The organism is Vibrio sp. 1CM7H, assembly GCF_023161645.1.
Taxonomy (GTDB): Bacteria; Pseudomonadota; Gammaproteobacteria; order Enterobacterales; family Vibrionaceae; genus Vibrio; species Vibrio diabolicus.
The window spans coordinates 186,541-206,251 of sequence record NZ_JALNTV010000003.1 but is presented as its reverse complement, the minus strand read 5'-3'; the positions used below and the strand labels follow the sequence as shown (position 1 = coordinate 206,251).

18 protein-coding genes and 2 tRNA genes are annotated in these 19,711 nt (G+C 45.2%); 4 read left to right on the top strand and 16 right to left on the bottom strand.

What is annotated here, in order from left to right; translation table 11 throughout:
• Positions 1–35 precede the first annotated feature (35 nt).
• Positions 36–446 (bottom strand): DNA polymerase III subunit psi, encoded by a 411-nt coding sequence (locus MSG33_RS13040; RefSeq protein ID WP_005394642.1) that lies wholly within the window; start codon positions 444–446, stop codon positions 36–38.
• Positions 447–596: 150 nt separating this feature from the next.
• Here MSG33_RS13040 and MSG33_RS13035 point away from each other — a divergent pair, with 150 nt between their 5' ends.
• Entirely contained in the window at positions 597–1,043 is a 447-nt protein-coding gene (locus MSG33_RS13035) for a hypothetical protein (RefSeq protein ID WP_164666315.1), read from the top strand.
• 64 nt (positions 1,044–1,107) lie between these two features.
• Here MSG33_RS13035 and MSG33_RS13030 read toward each other — a convergent pair whose 3' ends face one another.
• Complete coding sequence (locus MSG33_RS13030; protein ID WP_104970909.1) at positions 1,108–1,611, bottom strand: N-acetyltransferase; 504 nt, start codon at positions 1,609–1,611, stop codon at positions 1,108–1,110.
• Complete coding sequence (locus tag MSG33_RS13025; RefSeq protein WP_005394645.1) at positions 1,595–2,122, bottom strand: SCP2 domain-containing protein; 528 nt, start codon at positions 2,120–2,122, stop codon at positions 1,595–1,597. The genes MSG33_RS13030 and MSG33_RS13025 overlap by 17 nt, the downstream gene beginning before the upstream one ends.
• 363 nt (positions 2,123–2,485) lie before the next feature.
• Between MSG33_RS13025 and MSG33_RS13020 the strand changes: the two genes are divergently transcribed.
• The 3 genes from MSG33_RS13020 to MSG33_RS13010 all read left to right on the top strand — a co-directional run bounded on the left by MSG33_RS13020 (position 2,486) and on the right by MSG33_RS13010 (position 6,571).
• Positions 2,486–4,525 carry a bifunctional diguanylate cyclase/phosphodiesterase gene (locus tag MSG33_RS13020; protein ID WP_005394646.1) on the top strand — a complete coding sequence of 680 codons (2,040 nt, stop codon included), beginning with the start codon at positions 2,486–2,488 and terminating at the stop codon, positions 4,523–4,525.
• A 133-nt stretch (positions 4,526–4,658) separates the two neighbouring features.
• The gene (locus tag MSG33_RS13015) at positions 4,659–5,672 is read left to right on the top strand and encodes a peptidase U32 family protein (protein ID WP_124008478.1); all 1,014 of its coding nucleotides are present in this window, start codon (positions 4,659–4,661) and stop codon (positions 5,670–5,672) included.
• Between the two features lie 20 nt (positions 5,673–5,692).
• Positions 5,693–6,571, top strand: a complete 879-nt coding sequence (locus MSG33_RS13010; protein WP_248381421.1) for a U32 family peptidase — start codon at positions 5,693–5,695, stop codon at positions 6,569–6,571.
• Between the two features lie 52 nt (positions 6,572–6,623).
• Here the strand turns inward: MSG33_RS13010 and MSG33_RS13005 are convergent, their stop codons facing one another.
• The 13 genes from MSG33_RS13005 to secG all read right to left on the bottom strand — a co-directional run bounded on the left by MSG33_RS13005 (position 6,624) and on the right by secG (position 19,526).
• Positions 6,624–7,970 (bottom strand): MATE family efflux transporter, encoded by a 1,347-nt coding sequence (locus tag MSG33_RS13005; RefSeq protein WP_248381252.1) that lies wholly within the window; start codon positions 7,968–7,970, stop codon positions 6,624–6,626.
• A gap of 124 nt (positions 7,971–8,094) precedes the next feature.
• Positions 8,095–8,517, bottom strand: a complete 423-nt coding sequence (locus tag MSG33_RS13000) for a MarR family transcriptional regulator (RefSeq protein ID WP_005394653.1) — start codon at positions 8,515–8,517, stop codon at positions 8,095–8,097.
• A gap of 99 nt (positions 8,518–8,616) precedes the next feature.
• Complete coding sequence (nlpI, locus tag MSG33_RS12995) at positions 8,617–9,537, bottom strand: lipoprotein NlpI (RefSeq protein ID WP_012841449.1); 921 nt, start codon at positions 9,535–9,537, stop codon at positions 8,617–8,619.
• A 179-nt stretch (positions 9,538–9,716) separates the two neighbouring features.
• Positions 9,717–11,852 carry a polyribonucleotide nucleotidyltransferase gene (gene pnp, locus MSG33_RS12990; protein ID WP_005394655.1) on the bottom strand — a complete coding sequence of 712 codons (2,136 nt, stop codon included), beginning with the start codon at positions 11,850–11,852 and terminating at the stop codon, positions 9,717–9,719.
• A 292-nt stretch (positions 11,853–12,144) separates the two neighbouring features.
• The gene (gene rpsO / locus MSG33_RS12985) at positions 12,145–12,414 is read right to left on the bottom strand and encodes a 30S ribosomal protein S15 (protein ID WP_005380094.1); all 270 of its coding nucleotides are present in this window, start codon (positions 12,412–12,414) and stop codon (positions 12,145–12,147) included.
• A gap of 141 nt (positions 12,415–12,555) precedes the next feature.
• Positions 12,556–13,509: a tRNA pseudouridine(55) synthase TruB gene (truB, locus tag MSG33_RS12980; RefSeq protein WP_248381251.1), complete on the bottom strand. Its 954-nt coding sequence runs from the start codon at positions 13,507–13,509 to the stop codon at positions 12,556–12,558.
• Complete coding sequence (gene rbfA / locus MSG33_RS12975; RefSeq protein WP_226421097.1) at positions 13,509–13,904, bottom strand: 30S ribosome-binding factor RbfA; 396 nt, start codon at positions 13,902–13,904, stop codon at positions 13,509–13,511. The genes truB and rbfA overlap by 1 nt, the downstream gene beginning before the upstream one ends.
• 114 nt (positions 13,905–14,018) lie before the next feature.
• Positions 14,019–16,727 carry a translation initiation factor IF-2 gene (infB, locus tag MSG33_RS12970; RefSeq protein ID WP_012841448.1) on the bottom strand — a complete coding sequence of 903 codons (2,709 nt, stop codon included), beginning with the start codon at positions 16,725–16,727 and terminating at the stop codon, positions 14,019–14,021.
• Positions 16,728–16,749: 22 nt separating this feature from the next.
• The gene (gene nusA, locus MSG33_RS12965; protein ID WP_005380084.1) at positions 16,750–18,237 is read right to left on the bottom strand and encodes a transcription termination factor NusA; all 1,488 of its coding nucleotides are present in this window, start codon (positions 18,235–18,237) and stop codon (positions 16,750–16,752) included.
• Positions 18,238–18,273: 36 nt separating this feature from the next.
• Positions 18,274–18,729, bottom strand: coding sequence for a ribosome maturation factor RimP (gene rimP, locus MSG33_RS12960; protein ID WP_005394659.1), 456 nt, complete (start codon positions 18,727–18,729; stop codon positions 18,274–18,276).
• Positions 18,730–18,954: 225 nt separating this feature from the next.
• Positions 18,955–19,031 (bottom strand) — tRNA-Met (locus MSG33_RS12955).
• A 56-nt stretch (positions 19,032–19,087) separates the two neighbouring features.
• A tRNA-Leu gene (locus MSG33_RS12950) sits at positions 19,088–19,171 on the bottom strand.
• 16 nt (positions 19,172–19,187) lie between these two features.
• Complete coding sequence (gene secG / locus MSG33_RS12945) at positions 19,188–19,526, bottom strand: preprotein translocase subunit SecG (RefSeq protein WP_005380080.1); 339 nt, start codon at positions 19,524–19,526, stop codon at positions 19,188–19,190.
• Between the last annotated feature and the right edge of the window lie 185 nt (positions 19,527–19,711).

The window sequence follows — 19,711 nt, the reverse complement described above, 5'->3', positions numbered from 1 at the left end:
TGCAATACCAATTGCAGTAAAACGGGGATTAATGCTTATTTGCTCGAATTGTTGTAAGAACAAATCTGTTGCCAAAGTGCACGTTTTTGTTGGGTATTCCCATCCACATCTTGCAACAATGGCGATGTCAGCGGTTTAGTGTCAGGCAATACTTCGGCTTCACACCCAGCAAACCAAACCCACTCAAGCTCGTGCTGGCCAAGTAATGGAAATCGCTCTGGCTCAATATGTAACGCTTGGTCAAGCGTTAACTTCATACTCTTTAGGATGTTTTCAAACAAAACCGCCGTCTCATTCTCTGGACATACCGGAGAGATCAACAGGAGTTTGCAAGAACTTTGCAAATCGATTTTTGGCGATTGGTAACCTGCCAATCTATCTGGGTGTACCAGCTCCCATGTGCTGATGCCCATTTCGTGTAAATACTGTTTCTCGTTAATTGACATTTTCCGTCACCTATTTGAACGAGGGCAATCCTAACAAATAATCGTGATTATACCTAAAGGACTTCAAGGAACACCTCAATACATTGGAATGATTGAACTGTTCTGCCTATGACAATGGCCACACCGTAGGTATAACATATGAGGTACATTATGAAATTCTTACCTACACTGCTGCTTTGCGCACTGGTAGCCACCACCAGCATGAGTGTTTTTGCTAATAGCAGCGATGAGTGGGAGCTGATTGCAACGAAAACCGTCAAATTCCAAACAGAAACGGATACCGTGACACCAAATAGCCTATTCCGAAATCGCAGCTTCAGTAAAATTAAACTGAAATGTATGCAGGGCACGGTAGACATTAACGACTTAAAAGTCGTGATGACGGACGGTAGTGAGAAAAAGCTAACCTCTATGGGTGTGCTAACAAGTGGATTATCGACTCGTGCATGGAGCCTTCCTGGCTCAAAAGAAGCGAAGCTAAAACGGATTGAAATGACTTACAGCAGTTGGGGCAGCAGAAAACTCAATGTTTTAGGGCTAAGTAAGACAGCAAAAATAGAGGTTTGGGGTAAGAAGAAAAGTGACCAGTCATCCTAATCTCCCTATCTCAGTTTTCAATGAACTAAGAAAGAAGCCCACTGAGTTAGTGGGCTTCTTTCATTTACAGTTCAGAGAACTCTGGCGCGTAATCTATGCGTCCGGAGAGTCCGGCACATTGACCTTCGACCAACTCTGCGATACGAAATGCACCTTTAGGAACATCCCAAGCGCATTCGAATCCCATCTCGTCGCATGATTGAAAACCCTGGCGCGCGTAATAATCAGGATCGCCCAACACCACACACACTGGATAGCCAAAATCACGAAGTGAATCAAAACCTTCTTTGATCAACTCTGCAGCGATGCCTTGACGACGGTAATCTTCATGAACAGCCAATGGCGCCAGCCCTTGCCACGACAAATCTTCACCATTTAAGGTCACTGGGCTAAATAAAGCATGGCCTATTACCTCTCCCTCATCTGTACACGCGACTAAGGAAAGTGTGAATTTGCTGTTTTCGCGCAAACGCATCACAAGCTTAGCTTCAGCTTCCGTCGGGAAGGCGTGTTTCAATAAGCGGTCAATGGTAAGAATGTCCGCAGGGGCTTCAGTTCGAATAAGCATTCGCTACTCCGGTTGGTTGTGCTGGCGCTTGAACCCCTTTCTGAACAAAATCAGCCAATTGATTCAAAGCGACTTGCATTGCTTTCGGTAACTGCTCTAAGTCGACACTGTCCATTAAGTTTTTCACTTCTAAGCCAAGCTCAGTATCGCCTTCAATTGAAAGGCGACGTTGGAAGAACAGTGTGTCAGGGTCTTCTTTACGACCAGCAATCAGTACTAGGTCGTTTAGATTACCACTAAAACTCACATCTTCCTGAACTGGTTTTTCAGCTACCACTAATTTTTCGTCTTGATAGCTGATGTACCATGCTAAGTTCAAGTCTTTAATCGCAACTTTTAACCACTTGTCTTCAAGGAACTCAAAGTCACCATCTTCCAAGGCTTCTTTAAACACCATTTTTAGCCCCTCCAGCAATGCTTTTTGCTGAATTGGCTGTGGTAATAACTGGACTGGAGAACGCAAAATGTTAGCTGCGTTCTTTACTAGTTGACTGCGAATCTTGTTTAACACGTTCATTATCCGTTACTTTGTCATTAGGTTGCCTATATTAAGCAATCGTGGCAATGAGATTACTGTTATGTATCAATAAAGTGCTTATTTTAGATTGGTGGATTATTGTTCACTAACGCTTCTTTTTTTGAAGTTACGTGTATTATTGATGCGAACAGGTGGATAAACACTTTTACAACCGTATTTTCAAAGTTATAGTTATCTGAGCGTATCCATGTGATTGTCGACTGTAAAGTTAAAACCGCGAGCCCTTTAATGGCAAGCGATACTGTGACTTGATAGTAGACCGCCGCAGGCTTATCAGGGTGTCGCTTTTTATACACGGACGAATAATCTGGCTCATTGGAGATCGGTAATACCCTAATGCCTTCCCAGCAATTAAAACATTGGTTTGCCACGCTAACCTCAAATAGCCCTTTCTTCTTTGCCATTCTTGATAAAAAACACAATTATCGAATGGTAAGTGACCGTTACTGCGATATCGCAGGTTTAAGTCATGAGGAAATCATCGGCTTAAACGATTGCCAGGTACTGGGTGAGCAGTTTTATAAAAAGCTGGCCCCTTACTATCAGCGTGCATTCAAAGGAACGCATGTCGAAGCCGAAATCACCCTCGATGAAACCGACCTTGAAACCAGCCTGCACTTTAGTCTGTCACCGGTTTTTGAAGGTAACGAAATTCGCTTTGTCGTTTTTCACGCCGTGGATACTTCAGAAAAGCAGATCCTCGTACGCTCCTTAGAGGAGTCCGAAAGTAAGTTTGCGAAATTAACACAACTACTGCCTGACGGTCTGCTGCTTATCGAAGATGACATTATCATCTCTGCCAACCCTGCATCAGCACGCCTTCTGGGACTGAACTCTCCCCATGAGTTGCTAGGCGAGGAGCTCAGCCGTCTATTCATCGATGAAAACAGCAAGAAAGTGTTTAGTCATCGTTTGAGTGCATTAATTTCTGACAAGCCGTTTGTTTGCTTAACCAGCGCGAGATGTGGCTTTGAACGAAAAGTTCAGTTACACGCAGATTCTACGGCGATATTAGGCAGCGAGTCTCAAATCATCTTGATCCAAGACGCTGACGATACACCCAAGAATTTGTCTTCTGCATCGAATGAAGACATACACATTGATTCGCTCACCAAACTCTACAACCGCTTTGGCTTCACCAAACGTTTGGAACAGCTGATCAAAAAGCAAACACCGCTTCTGGTGTTCTATTTGGATATCGATAACTTCAAAAATATTAATGACTCACTTGGTCACCACATTGGCGATAAAGTGATTCAAGAGGTATCGGCCCGTCTTAAACGATTACTGCCAAATCAAGCGATTATTGGTCATTTGGGTGGCGATGAGTTTGGCGTCATTCTGCCAGAACCAGAAAATACCCGCATGGCTGAAATTTTGTCAGATCGCATTATCTCGTTGATCAACCAGCCTTTCGATTTACACCACTTCAGCAAACGCCTTGCGTGCTCAATTGGTAGCGTTCGTTACCCTGAAGACGGGCAAGATGCGAGAATCCTGCTACAAAATGCTGATACTGCGATGTATGAAGCCAAAGATCGTGGCCGAAATCGCCTGATCAAATTTAACGACCAGATGAACAAAGAAGCGCGCATGCGTTTGTGGCTTGAAATCGAACTGCAAAAAGCATTGCAGCAGAACGGTTTGGAGGTGTGGTATCAACCAAAGGTTAACGCGCGTGACTTCAGCATTAACGGTGCCGAAGCGCTCGTTCGTTGGAAACACCCTGTCGAAGGTTACATTAGCCCAGGTTCATTCATTCCTGTCGCCGAGCGTGCAGGGTTAATCGAACATCTTGGACGCGTCGTGATGCGTGATGTTTTCAATACGGTAAAACGTTGGAAACAACAAGGCATACTGCCAGGTCGTGTCGCTATCAACCTCTCTCCCGAGCAATTTGGTAACCCACAGCTGATCGACTTTATGGAAAAGTTGCTTCGCACTACCGAGCTTGATCCAAGCTGCATTACCTTCGAGCTAACCGAAAGTGCCGTGATGAGTGATAGCGAACATACACTGCAAATGCTGAATGCGATTAAGAAACTGGGCTTCGCCCTCTCTATCGATGACTTTGGTACTGGTTACTCTTCCCTTTCCTACTTAGCGCGCTTCCCTATCGACGAGCTGAAAATCGACCGCGCGTTTATTAACGATATCGACACGCTACCCAAACAGGTCACTGTGATTGAAAACATCATTAATCTGGGTAAGTCACTCGACTTGACGGTCGTTGCCGAGGGGGTGGAAACCCACCAGCAAGCTACTTTGCTCTCTAACCTTCAATGTAATGCGATTCAAGGATTCCATTTTTATCGCCCACAGCCAAAACATGAAATTGAAGAGCTGTTTGTACAGAATCGTCGTCACAAGAACTAACCCCGACTCGATATCCTTACCCTCAAGGGGTAAATATCGACTTTATTGAGCTAAACCTAACTTAGGTCAATTTCGCTATTCATAATTCTTCATAAAATGCGGACACCTTTTTATTCTCAATGATTGTGAGCATATGGAACTCTTGTGTCCCGCGGGTAACCTGCCTGCGTTAAAAACTGCGATTGATTGCGGTGCCGATGCCGTCTACATTGGCTTCAAAGATGATACCAACGCCCGTCACTTTGCTGGCCTCAACTTTAACGGCAAAAAGTTAGAAAAAGCGGTGCAATACGTTCACGACCGCGACAAAAAAATTCATGTCGCGCTGAATACCTTCGCTCATCCCAATGGCTTCGAGCGCTGGACGAACGCGGTAGACAATGCTGCGGCACTGGGTGTGGACGCGCTGATTGTTGCAGACATTGCAGTGCTGGAGTACGCGGCTCGCAAATATCCCGATCTGGAACTACACCTTTCAGTGCAAGCATCAGCGACTAACGTCGCAGCCATTGATTTTTATAAACAAAACTTCAACGTAAAACGTGTGGTACTACCTCGCGTCTTATCGATTCATCAGGTGAAACAGCTTTCGCGCAACATCACTAGCGATGTCGAATTAGAAGTCTTTGCTTTTGGTAGCCTTTGTATTATGTCCGAAGGCCGTTGTTATTTGTCATCATACATGACGGGTGAGTCACCAAACACTGTGGGTGCCTGTTCTCCTGCCAAATACGTTCGTTGGCAAGAAACTGAACAAGGTCTTGAGTCTCGTCTAAACAATATCCTAATTGACCGCTACTGCGCAGGAGAAAACGCGGGCTACCCTACACTTTGTAAAGGTCGTTTTGAAACAGAAATTGATGGTGAGAAAAAACGCTATCATGCTCTGGAAGAGCCAACCAGTTTGAACACCCTTTCGATGCTGCCAGAACTGTTTGCCGCTAATGTCGCGTCTGTAAAAATTGAAGGGCGCCAACGCAGCCCAGCTTACGTAGAGCAAGTCACTCGAACATGGCGAGCCGCGATCGATCGCTACCAAGCCAACCCAGAAGCTTACCAAGTTGAAGCCGCATGGGATGCGACGCTCGCAAATGTGTCAGAAGGAACGCAAACCACCCTAGGTGCTTACCACCGTAAATGGCAGTAGAGGTTAAGATGGATAACTCAATGAAATACGCACTTGGCCCACTACTCTATTTTTGGCCAAAACAAGATGTAGAAGCCTTCTACCAACAAGCAAAACAAAGCTCTGCAGACATTATTTACCTGGGTGAATCGGTTTGCTCTAAACGCAGAGAAATGAAACCAGCCCACTGGTTGGAAATCGCCAAAGACTTATCTTCCTCTGGCAAGCAAGTCGTTATCTCTACGATGGCGCTACTGGAAGCACCGAGTGAAGTAAACATCATGAAGAAGTACATCAATAACGGTGACTTCGCCATTGAGGCTAATGACGTAGCGGCGGTTCAATTAGCATCAGAGCATAAAGTGCCTTTCGTCGTTGGTCCTGCAATCAATACTTATAACGCACACACGCTCAACTTATTTTTGAAGCAAGGTATGATGCGTTGGTGCATGCCTGTCGAGCTCTCTCGCGAATGGTTAAACGATACTTTAGTTCAGTGTGACGAGCTTGGTATTCGTAACAAGTTTGAAATTGAGGTATTTAGCCACGGTTATTTGCCTTTAGCATATTCCGCTCGCTGTTTCACAGCCCGAGCTGAAAACCGAGCGAAAGACGATTGCGAAACCTGCTGTATCAAATACCCTACGGGTATCCAGGTCAGCAGCCAAGAAGGGCAAGAAGTCTTTAACCTTAACGGCATTCAAACGCAATCAGGGTATTGTTACAACCTGATCAATGACTTACCAAGCATGCAAGGGCTGGTTGATGTGGTCCGATTAAGCCCTCTCGGTGTGAGTACACTTTCTGAGTTAGAGCATTTTCGCTCAAACGAGCACGGCGACAACCCTGAAAAACTCGAAAGCCGCCAATGCAATGGCTATTGGCATCAGCTAGCTGGCTTAGAAGTAAAAAACATTTAGCTCCCCAAAAAGAAAAGCGAGGCCCAACCTCGCTTTTCTCTATCAGCCATTATTAACAGGCTTGCACTGTTGGCTCAGCCGAAGCTTCGTTTAGCAGCTTTTTCACATCCCGCCACAACATACTGACCACGACTAAACTCAGCGCAATATTGGACAATGGGAAAGCCAGCCAAATGCCTGTCACGCCAAACAGTTTCGGCATAACGAACAAAAACGGTAGTTGAACCAACATGTTGCCGAGTGTCACAAACATGGCTTTGCTGCCTTTGTTTACCGATTGGTAGTACGCAGCCGCCACGACTAAAAAGCCATCTAGAAACAACGCAAACATGTGTAAACGAATCCCGATCACCGTGCTATCAATCAACTGTTGATCAGCATTGTTAAACACCGAGACCAACTCGTACGGGAAAAGGTTCATCAAACCAACAAACGCCACACCACCAAGCACAGATGTCCCCATTGCGACTTGCAGTAATTTTCTGACGTTCGCCTGGTTGCGCGCCCCGTGATTGAAACTCACTAGAGGTTGCATACCGTTCGCGATTCCCTCTGCAATCAGATAGTAAACCGTCACGATATATCCCAAAATAGCATACGCCCCGATCAACATTGCACTTCCGTACTGAGCAAATAATGCGTTATGCATTGCCACCATCACAGAGCCGTACGCGTACATAAAGAAGCTAGATGTACCGATCATTATAATCTTTGGTGCAACATCAACTCGAACCTTAAAGTCACTGATTCGAAGGCGTAAGGTCGCTTTTGAAGTAAAGAAGTAACCAATACCAAGCCCGGTTACCACCAATTGTGCCAGCGCTGTAGCAATGGCCGCTCCGGTTAACTCCCACCCCAACCAAGCAATAAATACGTAGTCTAATACAATATTAATGACGGCACCGATGACCATCAGCATCGTTGCTAAGTTCGGGCTGTCGTCATTGCGTAAAAGAAATGGAACCGCGATAGAGCCTAGCGTAAATACGCACGCGACAATCAGAATATGCAGATATTGCAGCGCGAGTTCAAACACTCGCCCTTCCGCCCCCTGCCAGCGAATAAATTCATCGGCAAAATAGAACAATATGGTAGCAACGACCGGCATCAATATCGCCAACAACCCCAATCCGGTCGTTAAAATACGCTTCGCACCTTCATGATCGTTTTCTCCTTGCTTAATCGACGTTAGCGCACCAGTCCCCACGCCAATCATCATCCCTATACCGAGGATAGAACCGATGATCGGCCACGCAACATTGATCCCTGCTAATCCGTCAGCACCAACATAACGGCCAATAAAAATGCCATCAACTATTTGATATAAACCGTTCACGAGCATTGCTGCGACGGTTGGAATCGTATATTTCCAAAACTGTCTATAAATTGAGTTTTGCATGACTGCCACCAGTAGTTAGCAAAGCTAACCATTTAATTAGCAAGGCTAACTAAATGGTTAAATTAAATAAAAGAAAAATGAAACACCAAAGGCTAATGCGTACAGCGGAGGCCTTTGGTTTAATTTAAAATGACTTATTGCTCAATGCTTTATTCAGTAAAGCTTGTAACTGCTCAGCTTCTTGCTGATTTAATTGTTGCATCATTTGTTCAGAGATATCTTTGTAAACCACCTGCTCCAAAGACATTTTTTCTGCGACTTCTTCTGTCAGCAATACACGCTTAGCACGGGCATCCTCATTACATGCGATGCGTTTCACCAAACCCTTTTTTTCCAAACGAACAACCATTGTCGATGCGGAAGGCTTAGTCACTTGCAACTCTTCTGCAAGATCGGTTATTCGTACACCCTCAGGGTAAACCTGAATCACACGTAAATAATCGAACTCATTAAAGCTTAGATGTGATAACGGATCTTCTTTGGCATAAACACGCCAAGCTTTGGCGCAAAAACGCTCTAAATCAATCAAGCTTTCTTCTAGTGCCATAAAAGCCACCGCCACTTAGTTAGCAAGACTAACTATTTTAAATGAGTCACTAATCAAGTTCAATCATAAAAAAAGCCGCTCTCATCGAGCGGCTCTAAATCATTCAATTTCCTGCTTCTTAGCAGCCTTTAGCTTGGCCAATCTATCTTGCTGTAATTGATCGTAGATTTGCGCCAATTCCAAGAAAGAATAGCGATGCTCAACATAATCGTAAACGTTGAACGAAATCGCGAGCTTATAAAGTGAGATGGCACTTGCGATATCACCTTCAAGCTGATTACGCTTTCCAAGGTAGAAATACGTTTCCGTCAATCGTTCAGCTAGGCGATAGTTCTCTCTCGTTCCATCCATAATTGCTTTAAGCGCGTCTTCGTCCGAGACGTCTCGCAGCATGATGGCAACAAGAACCCATCCCCACTCTTCACTACGATCTCGTAAATAACGCTGTTGAAGATTGGCTTTTGCTTGCTCTGGATTTTGCTCAGCTTCGATGATGTACAGCCATAGTGAACGAAAAGGATCCGTTGGCATTTCTTGATAGTGCTTGGTCATATCTTCTAAAGCGAGATCGATTCGGCCACCATAATACAGTGCAATCGCACGGTTGCGCTCAGCATAGGTATTATCCGGAGCCAACTCTATGGTCGAGTCAAACGCTTCATAAGCCGCGTCAAACTCCCCCACTTGGGTGAAATACACCCCCAAAAGATTGAAGATATCCGGTTGAGCAGGATTCAACTGCAAAGACTGGTTAAAGTCCAAACGGGCAAGATCACGCAAACCAACGCTATCGTAGTAGCTACCGCGCTCATAATGCATTTTAGCGCGTACTTCATCACTGAGATCAGGACGTTGTAGCAACTGCGATAAACGCGCGATTTGTACTTCTTGTTGAACGCTAGGCTGAAGTGGCACCGCCATCGGTGGATATAGCCACTTTTGTGCTGATTGCTGAGAAGTATTTGCACAACCGGTCAGCGCGATAGCAACACATAAACTTGCGGTTTGAAACCATTTCACTAATTGATACTCCTGTTTGGACCGCTCAAAATTTATTTCTCTTAATGCAATATAGGCGATAACCTCGTTTGAGGTTAATGCGTCGAAATAAACCAAAAAAAGGGGAGCGAAAATGCTCCCCTTTTATAACATGCTTTCAGGCCCTTAATCTAATAAAAGGCTGAAAGTCTCACTTTGTCTTACTCGTCTTTCGCAGCTGGTGCTTCAGCAGCAGCTTCTTCAGCTGGCTTTTCTACCGCTTCTTTCATGCTTAGACGTACACGGCCTTGGCGGTCGATTTCAAGAACTTTAACTTGAACTTCTTGGCCTTCAGCTAGGTAGTCAGACACTTTCTCAACACGTTTTTCTGCGATTTGAGAAATGTGTACAAGACCATCTTTGCCTGGAAGAACCGTTACGAATGCACCGAAGTCAGCTAGACGTGCAACTTTACCCGTGTAGATACGGCCCACTTCAACTTCAGCAGTGATCTCTTCGATACGGCGGATAGCTTCTTTCGCAGCAGTGCCTTCAGTTGCAGCAATCTTGATAGTACCGTCGTCTTCGATTTCGATAGTTGTACCAGTCTCTTCAGTTAGAGCACGGATAACTGCACCACCTTTACCGATAACGTCTTTGATCTTCTCTGCGCTGATCTTCATCGTGTGAATACGAGGAGCAAATTCAGAGATGTCTTCACGAGCACCAGAGATTGCTTCATCCATTACAGATAGGATGTGCTTACGTGCGCCTTGAGCTTGGTTAAGCGCAATTTGCATGATTTCTTTAGTGATGCCTTCGATCTTGATGTCCATTTGAAGAGCAGTGATACCAGTGTTAGTACCCGCTACTTTAAAGTCCATATCACCTAGATGGTCTTCGTCACCAAGGATGTCAGAAAGAACAACGAAGTCGTCGCCTTCTTTAACAAGACCCATTGCGATACCCGCAACAGAAGACTTGATTGGCACACCTGCATCCATAAGAGCAAGAGAAGTACCACATACAGAAGCCATTGAAGAAGAACCGTTAGATTCAGTGATTTCCGATACAACACGTACTGTGTATGGGAATTCATCAACAGAAGGCATTACTGCTGCGATACCGCGTTTAGCCAGTTTACCGTGGCCGATTTCACGACGCTTAGGAGAACCTACAAAACCAGTCTCACCTACACAGTATGGAGGGAAGTTGTAGTGCAGTAGGAAGTGATCTTTACGCTCGCCTGTTAGCTCATCAATGATTTGAGCATCACGCTGAGTACCTAGAGTTGCCGTCACGATAGCCTGAGTTTCACCACGAGTGAATAGCGCGCTACCGTGTGTGCGAGGAAGAACACCAGTGCGTACATCTAGTGCACGAACCATGTCTTTTTCACGTCCATCAATACGAGGGTTACCCGCGATAATGCTACGACGTACAACTGTTTTCTCTAGATCATGGAAGATAGTGTGGATTTCTTTTGTATCCGCTTCAGGATCTTCAGCAAGAAGAACTTCATTTACTTCCGCAGCGATCTCATTGATACGGTCGTAACGAGCCATCTTCTCAGTGATTTTGTAAGCCTCAACAAGCTTCGCTTCTGCTAGCTCAGCAATCTTATCTTTAAGCGCTGTGTTTTCTTCAGGAGCAACCCAATCCCAAGCAGGAGTTGCTACTTCTGCTTTGAATTCATTGATAGCTTTGATAGCAACTTGTTGTTGATCATGACCGTAAACAACCGCTGCTAGCATTTCTTCTTCAGTTAGGTTGTCCGCTTCTGATTCAACCATCAGTACGGCTGATTCTGTACCAGCAACAACAAGATCAAGCTTAGAAGTTTCTAGTTCAGTTTGGCTAGGGTTAAGTACAAGCTGACCATCGATATGACCGACACGCGCCGCACCGATAGGGCCGTTGAATGGAATGCCAGAGATAGCAAGAGCAGCAGAAGTACCGATCATTGTAACGATATCTGGCTGAACATCTGGGTTTACAGACATTACTGTCGCGATAACCTGAACTTCGTTTTTAAACGCGTCTGGGAATAGCGGACGGATTGGACGGTCGATTAGACGAGCTGTTAGCGTTTCGCCTTCAGAAGGACGACCTTCACGCTTGAAGAAACCGCCTGGGATTTTACCTGCAGCGTAAGTACGCTCTTGGTAGTTAACCGTTAGTGGGAAGAAGTCTTGACCTGCAACGGCTTCTTTTTTACCTACAACAGATACAAATACAGACGTATCATCCATTGTGACCATAACTGCTGCTGTAGCTTGACGTGCAATAACGCCAGTTTCTAAAGTAACTGTATGGTTACCGTACTGGAACGTTTTAACAACTGGTTTTTCGAACATTGTTATTCCTTGTTTCTAATCTTCCTTTAGTGCTAAAAGAAATCTTAGATGTGTTAATTGACACTCAAGACATTACGAATCGCGACTAGTAAAAAGAAACTCGGAAATTCCTTTTGAATAGTCGCGACCTTTTGGTCGACGTGGTTGACTGTAATGCTATGAGCTTTTGAGAAAACCTCTTACGAGGTTTAGCCGCCAGTATTATAACGGCATAAGTCTAATTTGGCTAAATTTAGGCAACAAAAAAGGGGCATAAAGCCCCTTTTTAGACAAACTGCTATGCAGTCGCTGATTAGCGACGTAGGCCTAGACGTTTGATTAGGTCTTGGTAGCGAGCTAGGTTTTTACCTTTTAGGTAATCTAGAAGCTTACGACGACGAGAAACCATGCGTAGAAGACCACGACGGCTGTGGTGATCGCCTTTGTGCGCTTTGAAGTGACCTTGTAGGTGGTTGATAGAAGCTGTAAGTAGAGCTACTTGAACTTCTGGTGAACCAGTGTCGCCTTCGCCTTGTGCGTATTCTGCAACGATTGCTGCTTTAGTTTCTGCATTCAGAGACATAATTCTCTCCTAATAAGAGTAGGTTTAAAGTTGTAGCAGCCAATCTCTGATTCAGCCGCTACGCGAAGCGCGGATTATAGGGAAATTTCCTATCTCGTGCAATATAAAAATACCGACACTCAGGTCGGTATTTTCAATCATTTACTTGGATGCGACGTCATCTCGGAACACGACCAATCGCTTAGGAGCGATTTTGCCATCTTCGTTCATTTCGCCAACGCCAATAAACAAACGCTCTTCACCCATGGTAAGGCGAAGTGAGCCTTCGGTAGGCGCACCAAATACTTGAACAGGTTGCCCATGCTGAACCATATCCGCCAGTTCAGGCACTAAGTTGACTTCTGGTAAGTCTTCTACCGCTGTATCCATTGGTAACAGCAATGGGTCCAGTAGTTCTCGAGGAGCGCGCTCTTCACGGTGTGCTTGCTCTAGTAACTCATTCAGTTGCTCAAGTGTCACCATCTTCTCGTAAGGGTATTTCGCAACACCAGTGCGTCGAAGCATAGTTACGTGCGCACCACAACCTAACATTTCGCCTAGGTCATCCACGATGGTACGAATGTAGGTGCCTTTTGAGCAATGCACTTCCATCTCGACTTCATCACCTTCAAAACGGTGAAGAACAATCTCATATACCGTGATCTTACGAGATTCACGCGGAACTTCGATGCCTTTACGAGCGTATTCATACAAGGGTTTACCTTGATACTTCAACGCAGAGAACATGGAAGGCACTTGATCAGATTCACCACGGAACTTATCGATGCACGCTTCTAGCTTGTCTAACGTAACATCGATTGGACGCGTCTCTACAACTTCACCATCCGAGTCAGACGTATTGGTACGTTCACCCAGCTTTGCGATCACGCGGTAGCGTTTATCAGAATCTAGAAGAAACTGAGAAAATTTTGTCGCTTCACCCAAGCAAATTGGCAGCATGCCTGTCGCTAATGGGTCCAAGGCTCCAGTGTGGCCTGCTTTCTCAGCAAAGTAGATTCGCTTTACTTTTTGCAGTGCATCATTGGAAGAGATACCTGTTGGTTTGTCCAACAGTATAACGCCATTAATTGGACGACCTTTACGACGACGAGCCATTATTCTTCGTCCTCACGACCAGAATCTTTTTGCTTTTGTTTGTCTGAACTAACGACTTCAGACACTAGGTTAGACATACGCATACCTTCAACAAGCGTATTGTCATAGTGGAAGCGGATTTCTGGCGTTAGACGTAGGCGAATGCGCTTACCTAACATCATGCGAATGTGCACTTCGTGCTCGCGTAGTGCAGCTAGACATGATTCTGGTGTTTGCTCGCCCACACATAGGAAGGTCACAAATACTTTTGCGTAAGCTAGGTCACGAGAGACTTCTACGTCTGAGATCGTCACCATGCCAAGGCGAGAGTCACGAACTTCACGTTGAAGGAGCATCGCTAGTTCTTTTTGCAGCTGCTGTGCAACGCGCTGCGTTCGGCTAAATTCTTTTGACATATCTTTACTCTTATATAGAAAGAATGGGGGGTTGGTCAAAGCCAGCCCCCCATGGTGTATTCAACAACCAATTACTACTTATCTTTCAAAGACAATATTAGTAATTTTAGTCAATTAGTCTAGAGTACGTTTAATTTCAACGATTTCGAAGACTTCGATTTGGTCACCAACGCGAACATCATTGTAGTTCTTAACGCCGATACCACATTCGTAGCCATTCTTAACTTCTTGAACGTCATCTTTGAAACGACGTAGTGACTCTAGTTCACCTTCGTAAATAACAACGTTATCACGCAGTACACGGATTGGGTTGTTACGCTTGATCACACCTTCTGTAACCATACAACCAGCGATAGCGCCCAGTTTCGGTGACTTAAACACGTCACGAACTTCAGCAAGACCAATGATCTCTTGCTTGAATTCTGGAGCAAGCATACCGCCCATTGCTTGTTTCACTTCGTCAATCAATTGGTAAATGATTGAGTAGTAACGTAAGTCAACAGCTGCGGCTTCAACAGCACGGCGAGCAGAAGCATCTGCACGAACGTTAAAGCCAAGGATGATTGCGTTTGAAGCTTCCGCTAGTACTACGTCAGTTTCCGTAATACCACCAACACCAGAACCAACGATGTTCACTTTAACTTCGTCAGTAGATAGCTTAACTAGTGAGTCTGCGATTGCTTCTACAGAACCTTGAACGTCTGCTTTAAGTACAACGTTAAGTTCAGCAACTTCACCAGCAGTCATGTTAGAGAACATGTTCTCTAGTTTAGATTTCTGCTGACGAGCAAGTTTCACTTCACGGAACTTACCAGCACGGTAGTTAGCTACTTCACGCGCTTTACGCTCGTCACGAACTACTGTTGCTTCATCACCTGAAGATGGTACACCTGAAAGACCTAGGATCTCTACAGGGATAGATGGGCCAGCCGAAGTAATTTCTTTACCTAGCTCATCACGCATTGCACGAACACGGCCGTATTCTTGACCACAAAGAACGATGTCGCCTTTGTTTAGTGTACCTGATTGAACAAGTACTGTTGCAACTGGACCACGACCTTTATCTAGGCGAGATTCAACAACAACACCAGATGCCATGCCTTCAGCTACAGCTGTAAGTTCAAGAACTTCAGACTGAAGAAGGATTGCTTCTAGAAGACCATCGATGTTTGTACCCTGTTTAGCAGAGATATGAACGAACATGTTCTCACCGCCCCACTCTTCAGGAATAACGTCGTATTGAGCAAGCTCGTTCTTAACGTTATCTGGGTTCGCGTCTTCTTTATCGATCTTGTTCACAGCAACAATTAGAGGAACGCCTGCCGCTTTCGCGTGCTGAATCGCTTCTACTGTTTGTGGCATTACGCCATCGTCTGCTGCAACTACAAGAACAACGATATCTGTCGCTTGAGCACCACGAGCACGCATTGCAGTAAACGCTGCGTGTCCAGGAGTATCAAGGAACGTGATCATGCCGTTGTCTGTTTCAACGTGGTACGCACCAATGTGCTGAGTAATACCACCCGCTTCGCCAGAAGCAACGTGTGTGCGACGGATGTAGTCAAGTGTTGACGTTTTACCGTGGTCAACGTGACCCATGATAGTAACAACTGGAGCACGTGGAACTGCTTCCGCGTTAGTGTCACGGTCAGATAGTACCGCTTCTTCCAGTTCGTTCTCTTTACGAAGAACTACTTTATGGCCCATTTCTTCAGCAACAAGTTGTGCTGTTTCTTGGTCGATCACTTGGTTGATAGTCGCCATAGCGCCCATCTTCATCATTACTTTGATAACTTCTGTCGCTTTAACCGACATCTTGTTAGCAAGTTCTGATAGAACGATCGTTTCGCCAATTACAACGTCTTGCTTAGCAACCGTTGCTGACTTATCAAAGCCATGCTGCATTGAAGTCGGTTTAGCAAGTTTGCCTTTACGACCTCTACCGCCACGTTGGTTGTTACGGCCACCGCGAGCTTGGTCGTCTTTACCTGAAGCTTTTTTCTTCTTACGACGACCGCTCTCTACTTTGCGATCTGCTTCATCTTCGGCTTCACGTGCGTATTGTGAAGTCGTTACATGGTAATCTGTATCTTCCATATCACCCTTTTTCTCTTCTGCAGCAGACCAACGCTCTTTATTCTTTTCAGCCAATTCGCGAGCTTCTTCAAGCTTGCGCTGACTTTCCTCTTCAGCCTTACGCTTAGCTTCTTCTTCCTGACGACGTTTAAGCTCGTCGGCCTCTTTTCGCGCTGCTTCTTGCTTAATTTTCTCTTCAGCATCACGCTTTGCTTTTTCTTCAGCATTGCGTTGTGCATTCGTATCTACGTCTCGCTTCGCTTTTTCTTCAGCTTCACGTTTCGCTTTTTCTTCCGCTTCACGTTTTGCAGCTTCTTCAGCTTCACGTTTTGCAGCTTCTTCAGCTTCACGTTTTGCAGCTTCTTCTGCTGCACGTTTTGCTGCTTCTTCTGCTTCACGTTGTGCTGCTTCTTCAGCTTCACGTTTCGCTTCATCTTCAATTGTGCTGCGCTTCACGTATGTACGTTTTTTGCGCACCTCAACCTGAACATTCTTACTCTTACCACCACCCGCGTTCACACTAAGTGTACTACGAGTTTTACGCTGAAGCGTAAGGCGAGTCGGCTCTGAATCACCTGATTTATCACCGTGTTCTTTCTTTAGATGAGAGAGAAGCTTCTGCTTCTCTTCATCAGTAACATTGTCAGAGCTCGCCTTTTTAATGCCAGCGTCAGCAAGTTGTTCAATCAAGCGGTCGACTGGCGTACCAATCTCATCACTCAGTGCTTTAACTGTTAATTGTGTCATGCCGCTTCCTCCTTGCCGAAAATTATGCTTCTTCGCCGAACCAACAGATGTTACGTGCGGCCATAATTAGCTCACCTGCACGTTCTTCGGTCAGGCCTTCGATACCTTCTAAATCGTCAATACCTTGGTCAGCAAGATCTTCCAGTGTCGCTACACCTTTCGCTGCCAATTTAAATGCCATCTCACGCTCAAGACCTTCAAGTGCAAGCAGATCTTCAGCTGGTTCTAGACCTTCAAAAGACTCTTCTTGTGCTAGTGCGATCGTCGTTAGTGCATCTTTTGCACGTCCACGAAGCTCTTCGATTAGTTCTTCATTCAAACCATCGATTTCTAGTAGCTCGTTAACTGGCACGTATGCGATTTCTTCTAGCGTTGAGAAACCCTCTTCAACAAGAAGTTGAGCGAAGTCTTCTTCAATATCTAGGTACTTCATGAAGTTTTCAATAGATGCTTGTGATTCTTCAGCGTGTTTCTTCTGAAGATCAGCAACTGTCATAACATTCAGTTCCCAACCTGTTAGCTGAGATGCTAGACGCACGTTTTGACCGTTACGACCGATAGCTTGCGCTAGGTTGTCAGCTTCAACTGCGATGTCCATTGAGTGTGCATCCTCATCAACGATGATAGAAGCAACATCAGCTGGCGCCATTGCGTTGATAACGAATTGAGCTGGGTTATCATCCCAAAGCACAATATCGATACGCTCACCACCAAGTTCGCCAGAAACAGCTTGTACACGTGCACCACGCATACCAACACACGCACCTACAGGGTCGATACGTTTGTCATTTGTTTTGACAGCGATCTTAGCACGAGAACCAGGATCACGTGCCGCGCCTTTCAACTCGATAATATCTTCAGCGATTTCAGGCACTTCAACACGGAATAGTTCTGCCAGCATTTCAGGCTTAGAACGAGTGATGAACAGTTGGAAACCACGTGCTTCTGGCGCGACTTTGTAAAGAAGGCCACGAACGCGGTCGCCTGGACGGAAGTTTTCACGAGGAAGTTGGTCATCACGTAGGATTACCGCTTCAGCGTTGTTACCAAGGTCAAGCACGATAGTGTCGCGGTTTACTTTTTTCACAACGCCAGTGATTAGATCACCTTCATTGTCGATGAACTGCTCAACGATTTGTGCACGTTCAGCTTCACGAACTTTTTGTACGATAACTTGCTTAGCCGTTTGAGTCGTAATACGGTCAAACGTTACTGATTCGATTTCGTCTTCTACGTAGTCGCCAAGTTCGATTGAGTCATCTTCGTACTGTGCTGCTTCTAATGAGATCTCTTTTGTAGGGTTCTCAACATCATCAACAACTAACCAACGACGGTAAGTCACAAACTCACCAGTTTTACGGTCAATGGCAACACGTACGTCGATTTCGATTTCGTATTTTTTCTTTGTAGAAGTTGCTAGAGCAATCTCAAGAGCCTCAAAGATACGCTCACGAGGTACCGCTTTTTCGTTCGATACCGCTTCTGCTACCGCTAAAATTTCTTTACTCATTGTATTTAGCCTCTAAGCTTAAACTTTTTTAGGGAACTAAAATTTAGGGATCAGGTTAGCTTTGGAAATGTTACTTAGAGCAAACTCTTCTTGCTGACCGTCTACAGTAATTGTCACTGTTTCGCCATCAACGCCGTGGATAATACCTTTCCACTTACGACGGTTTGCTACAGCCATTTTCAATACGATGCTGACCTCGTGACCAATAAATTGCTCGTAATGTGCTGCTTTAAAAAGTGGTCTTTCTAAACCTGGAGAAGACACTTCTAGGCTGTAAGCAACAGAAATTGGATCTTCAACGTCTAAAACCGCACTAACTTGGTGGCTAACTTCTGCACAGTCGTCCACGTTAATACCATTTTCATGGTCAATGTAGATGCGTAACGTTGAGTGCGCGCCTGCACGAATGAATTCTAATCCAACCAACTCATAGCCTGATGCCTCTACTGGTGCTTCAAGCATTTCAGTAAGTTGTCTTTCTAAACCAGTCATTTAACCACTCCAGAAACAAAAAAAGGGCTCAGAGCCCAATCAAAAAACCAAGCAGTCTCTGAGCTATTTCAAAAAGCTCAGATAACAAAAAACCCCGATAGTCGGGGTTTTATGCTGCTGGACCCTGATACGTTAAGAATAGCCAACAAATGCTTCTCTTAACTCGTAGTGTGGTTAGCACTACGCAAACTTGCCAATCTACGATTTCTTCTTAAAGAAAGAGACTGGTTGCGGGGGCCGGATTTGAACCGACGACCTTCGGGTTATGAGCCCGACGAGCTACCAAGCTGCTCCACCCCGCGTCCGACTTGCTGAGCATTATACTCGCAAACAAGTGATTTACAAGTTTGTAAATACATGGTGCCGAGAGAGGGACTCGAACCCTCACACCTAAGGCACTAGCACCTCATGCTAGCGTGTCTACCAATTTCACCATCTCGGCATCAAAACCTTACAGCTTATTGAGGAATTTCATCACCCGCAGGGGCTGGAACTTCACTCGCTGCATCCTTAACTTGTTCAACAACTGGTTGACCTAATGTTGGGTCTACCCATTGTGATTCAGTCTGGTGCGTAGACATACGACCAAGCAACAAGCTAACGATAAAGAATACGGTTGCTAAAATAGCAGTTGTTCGGGTTAAGAAATTACCTGAGCCGCCAGCACCAAACACTGTGTTTGAAGCACCAGCACCGAACGAGGCTCCCATATCTGCGCCTTTACCTTGTTGAATCAACACAAGGCCAATCACACCAAGCGCTGCCAACAGGTAAATCACAAGTAGAACTGAAAACATTTTTTCCACCTATGTTCCAAATTGTTGAGCCAGCGCCGTTCAAGAGAATAAATCATAATTGAACAAGGCTAGCGACCTCCTAACGGGAGGCGGAGCAATACTAGCGAAAGCCGGTAACGCTGACAAGGGAAAATTAGTAAAAAATCAATGCCAATGCGCTAAGCGCTCAAAAAAAGGGCAAAAGA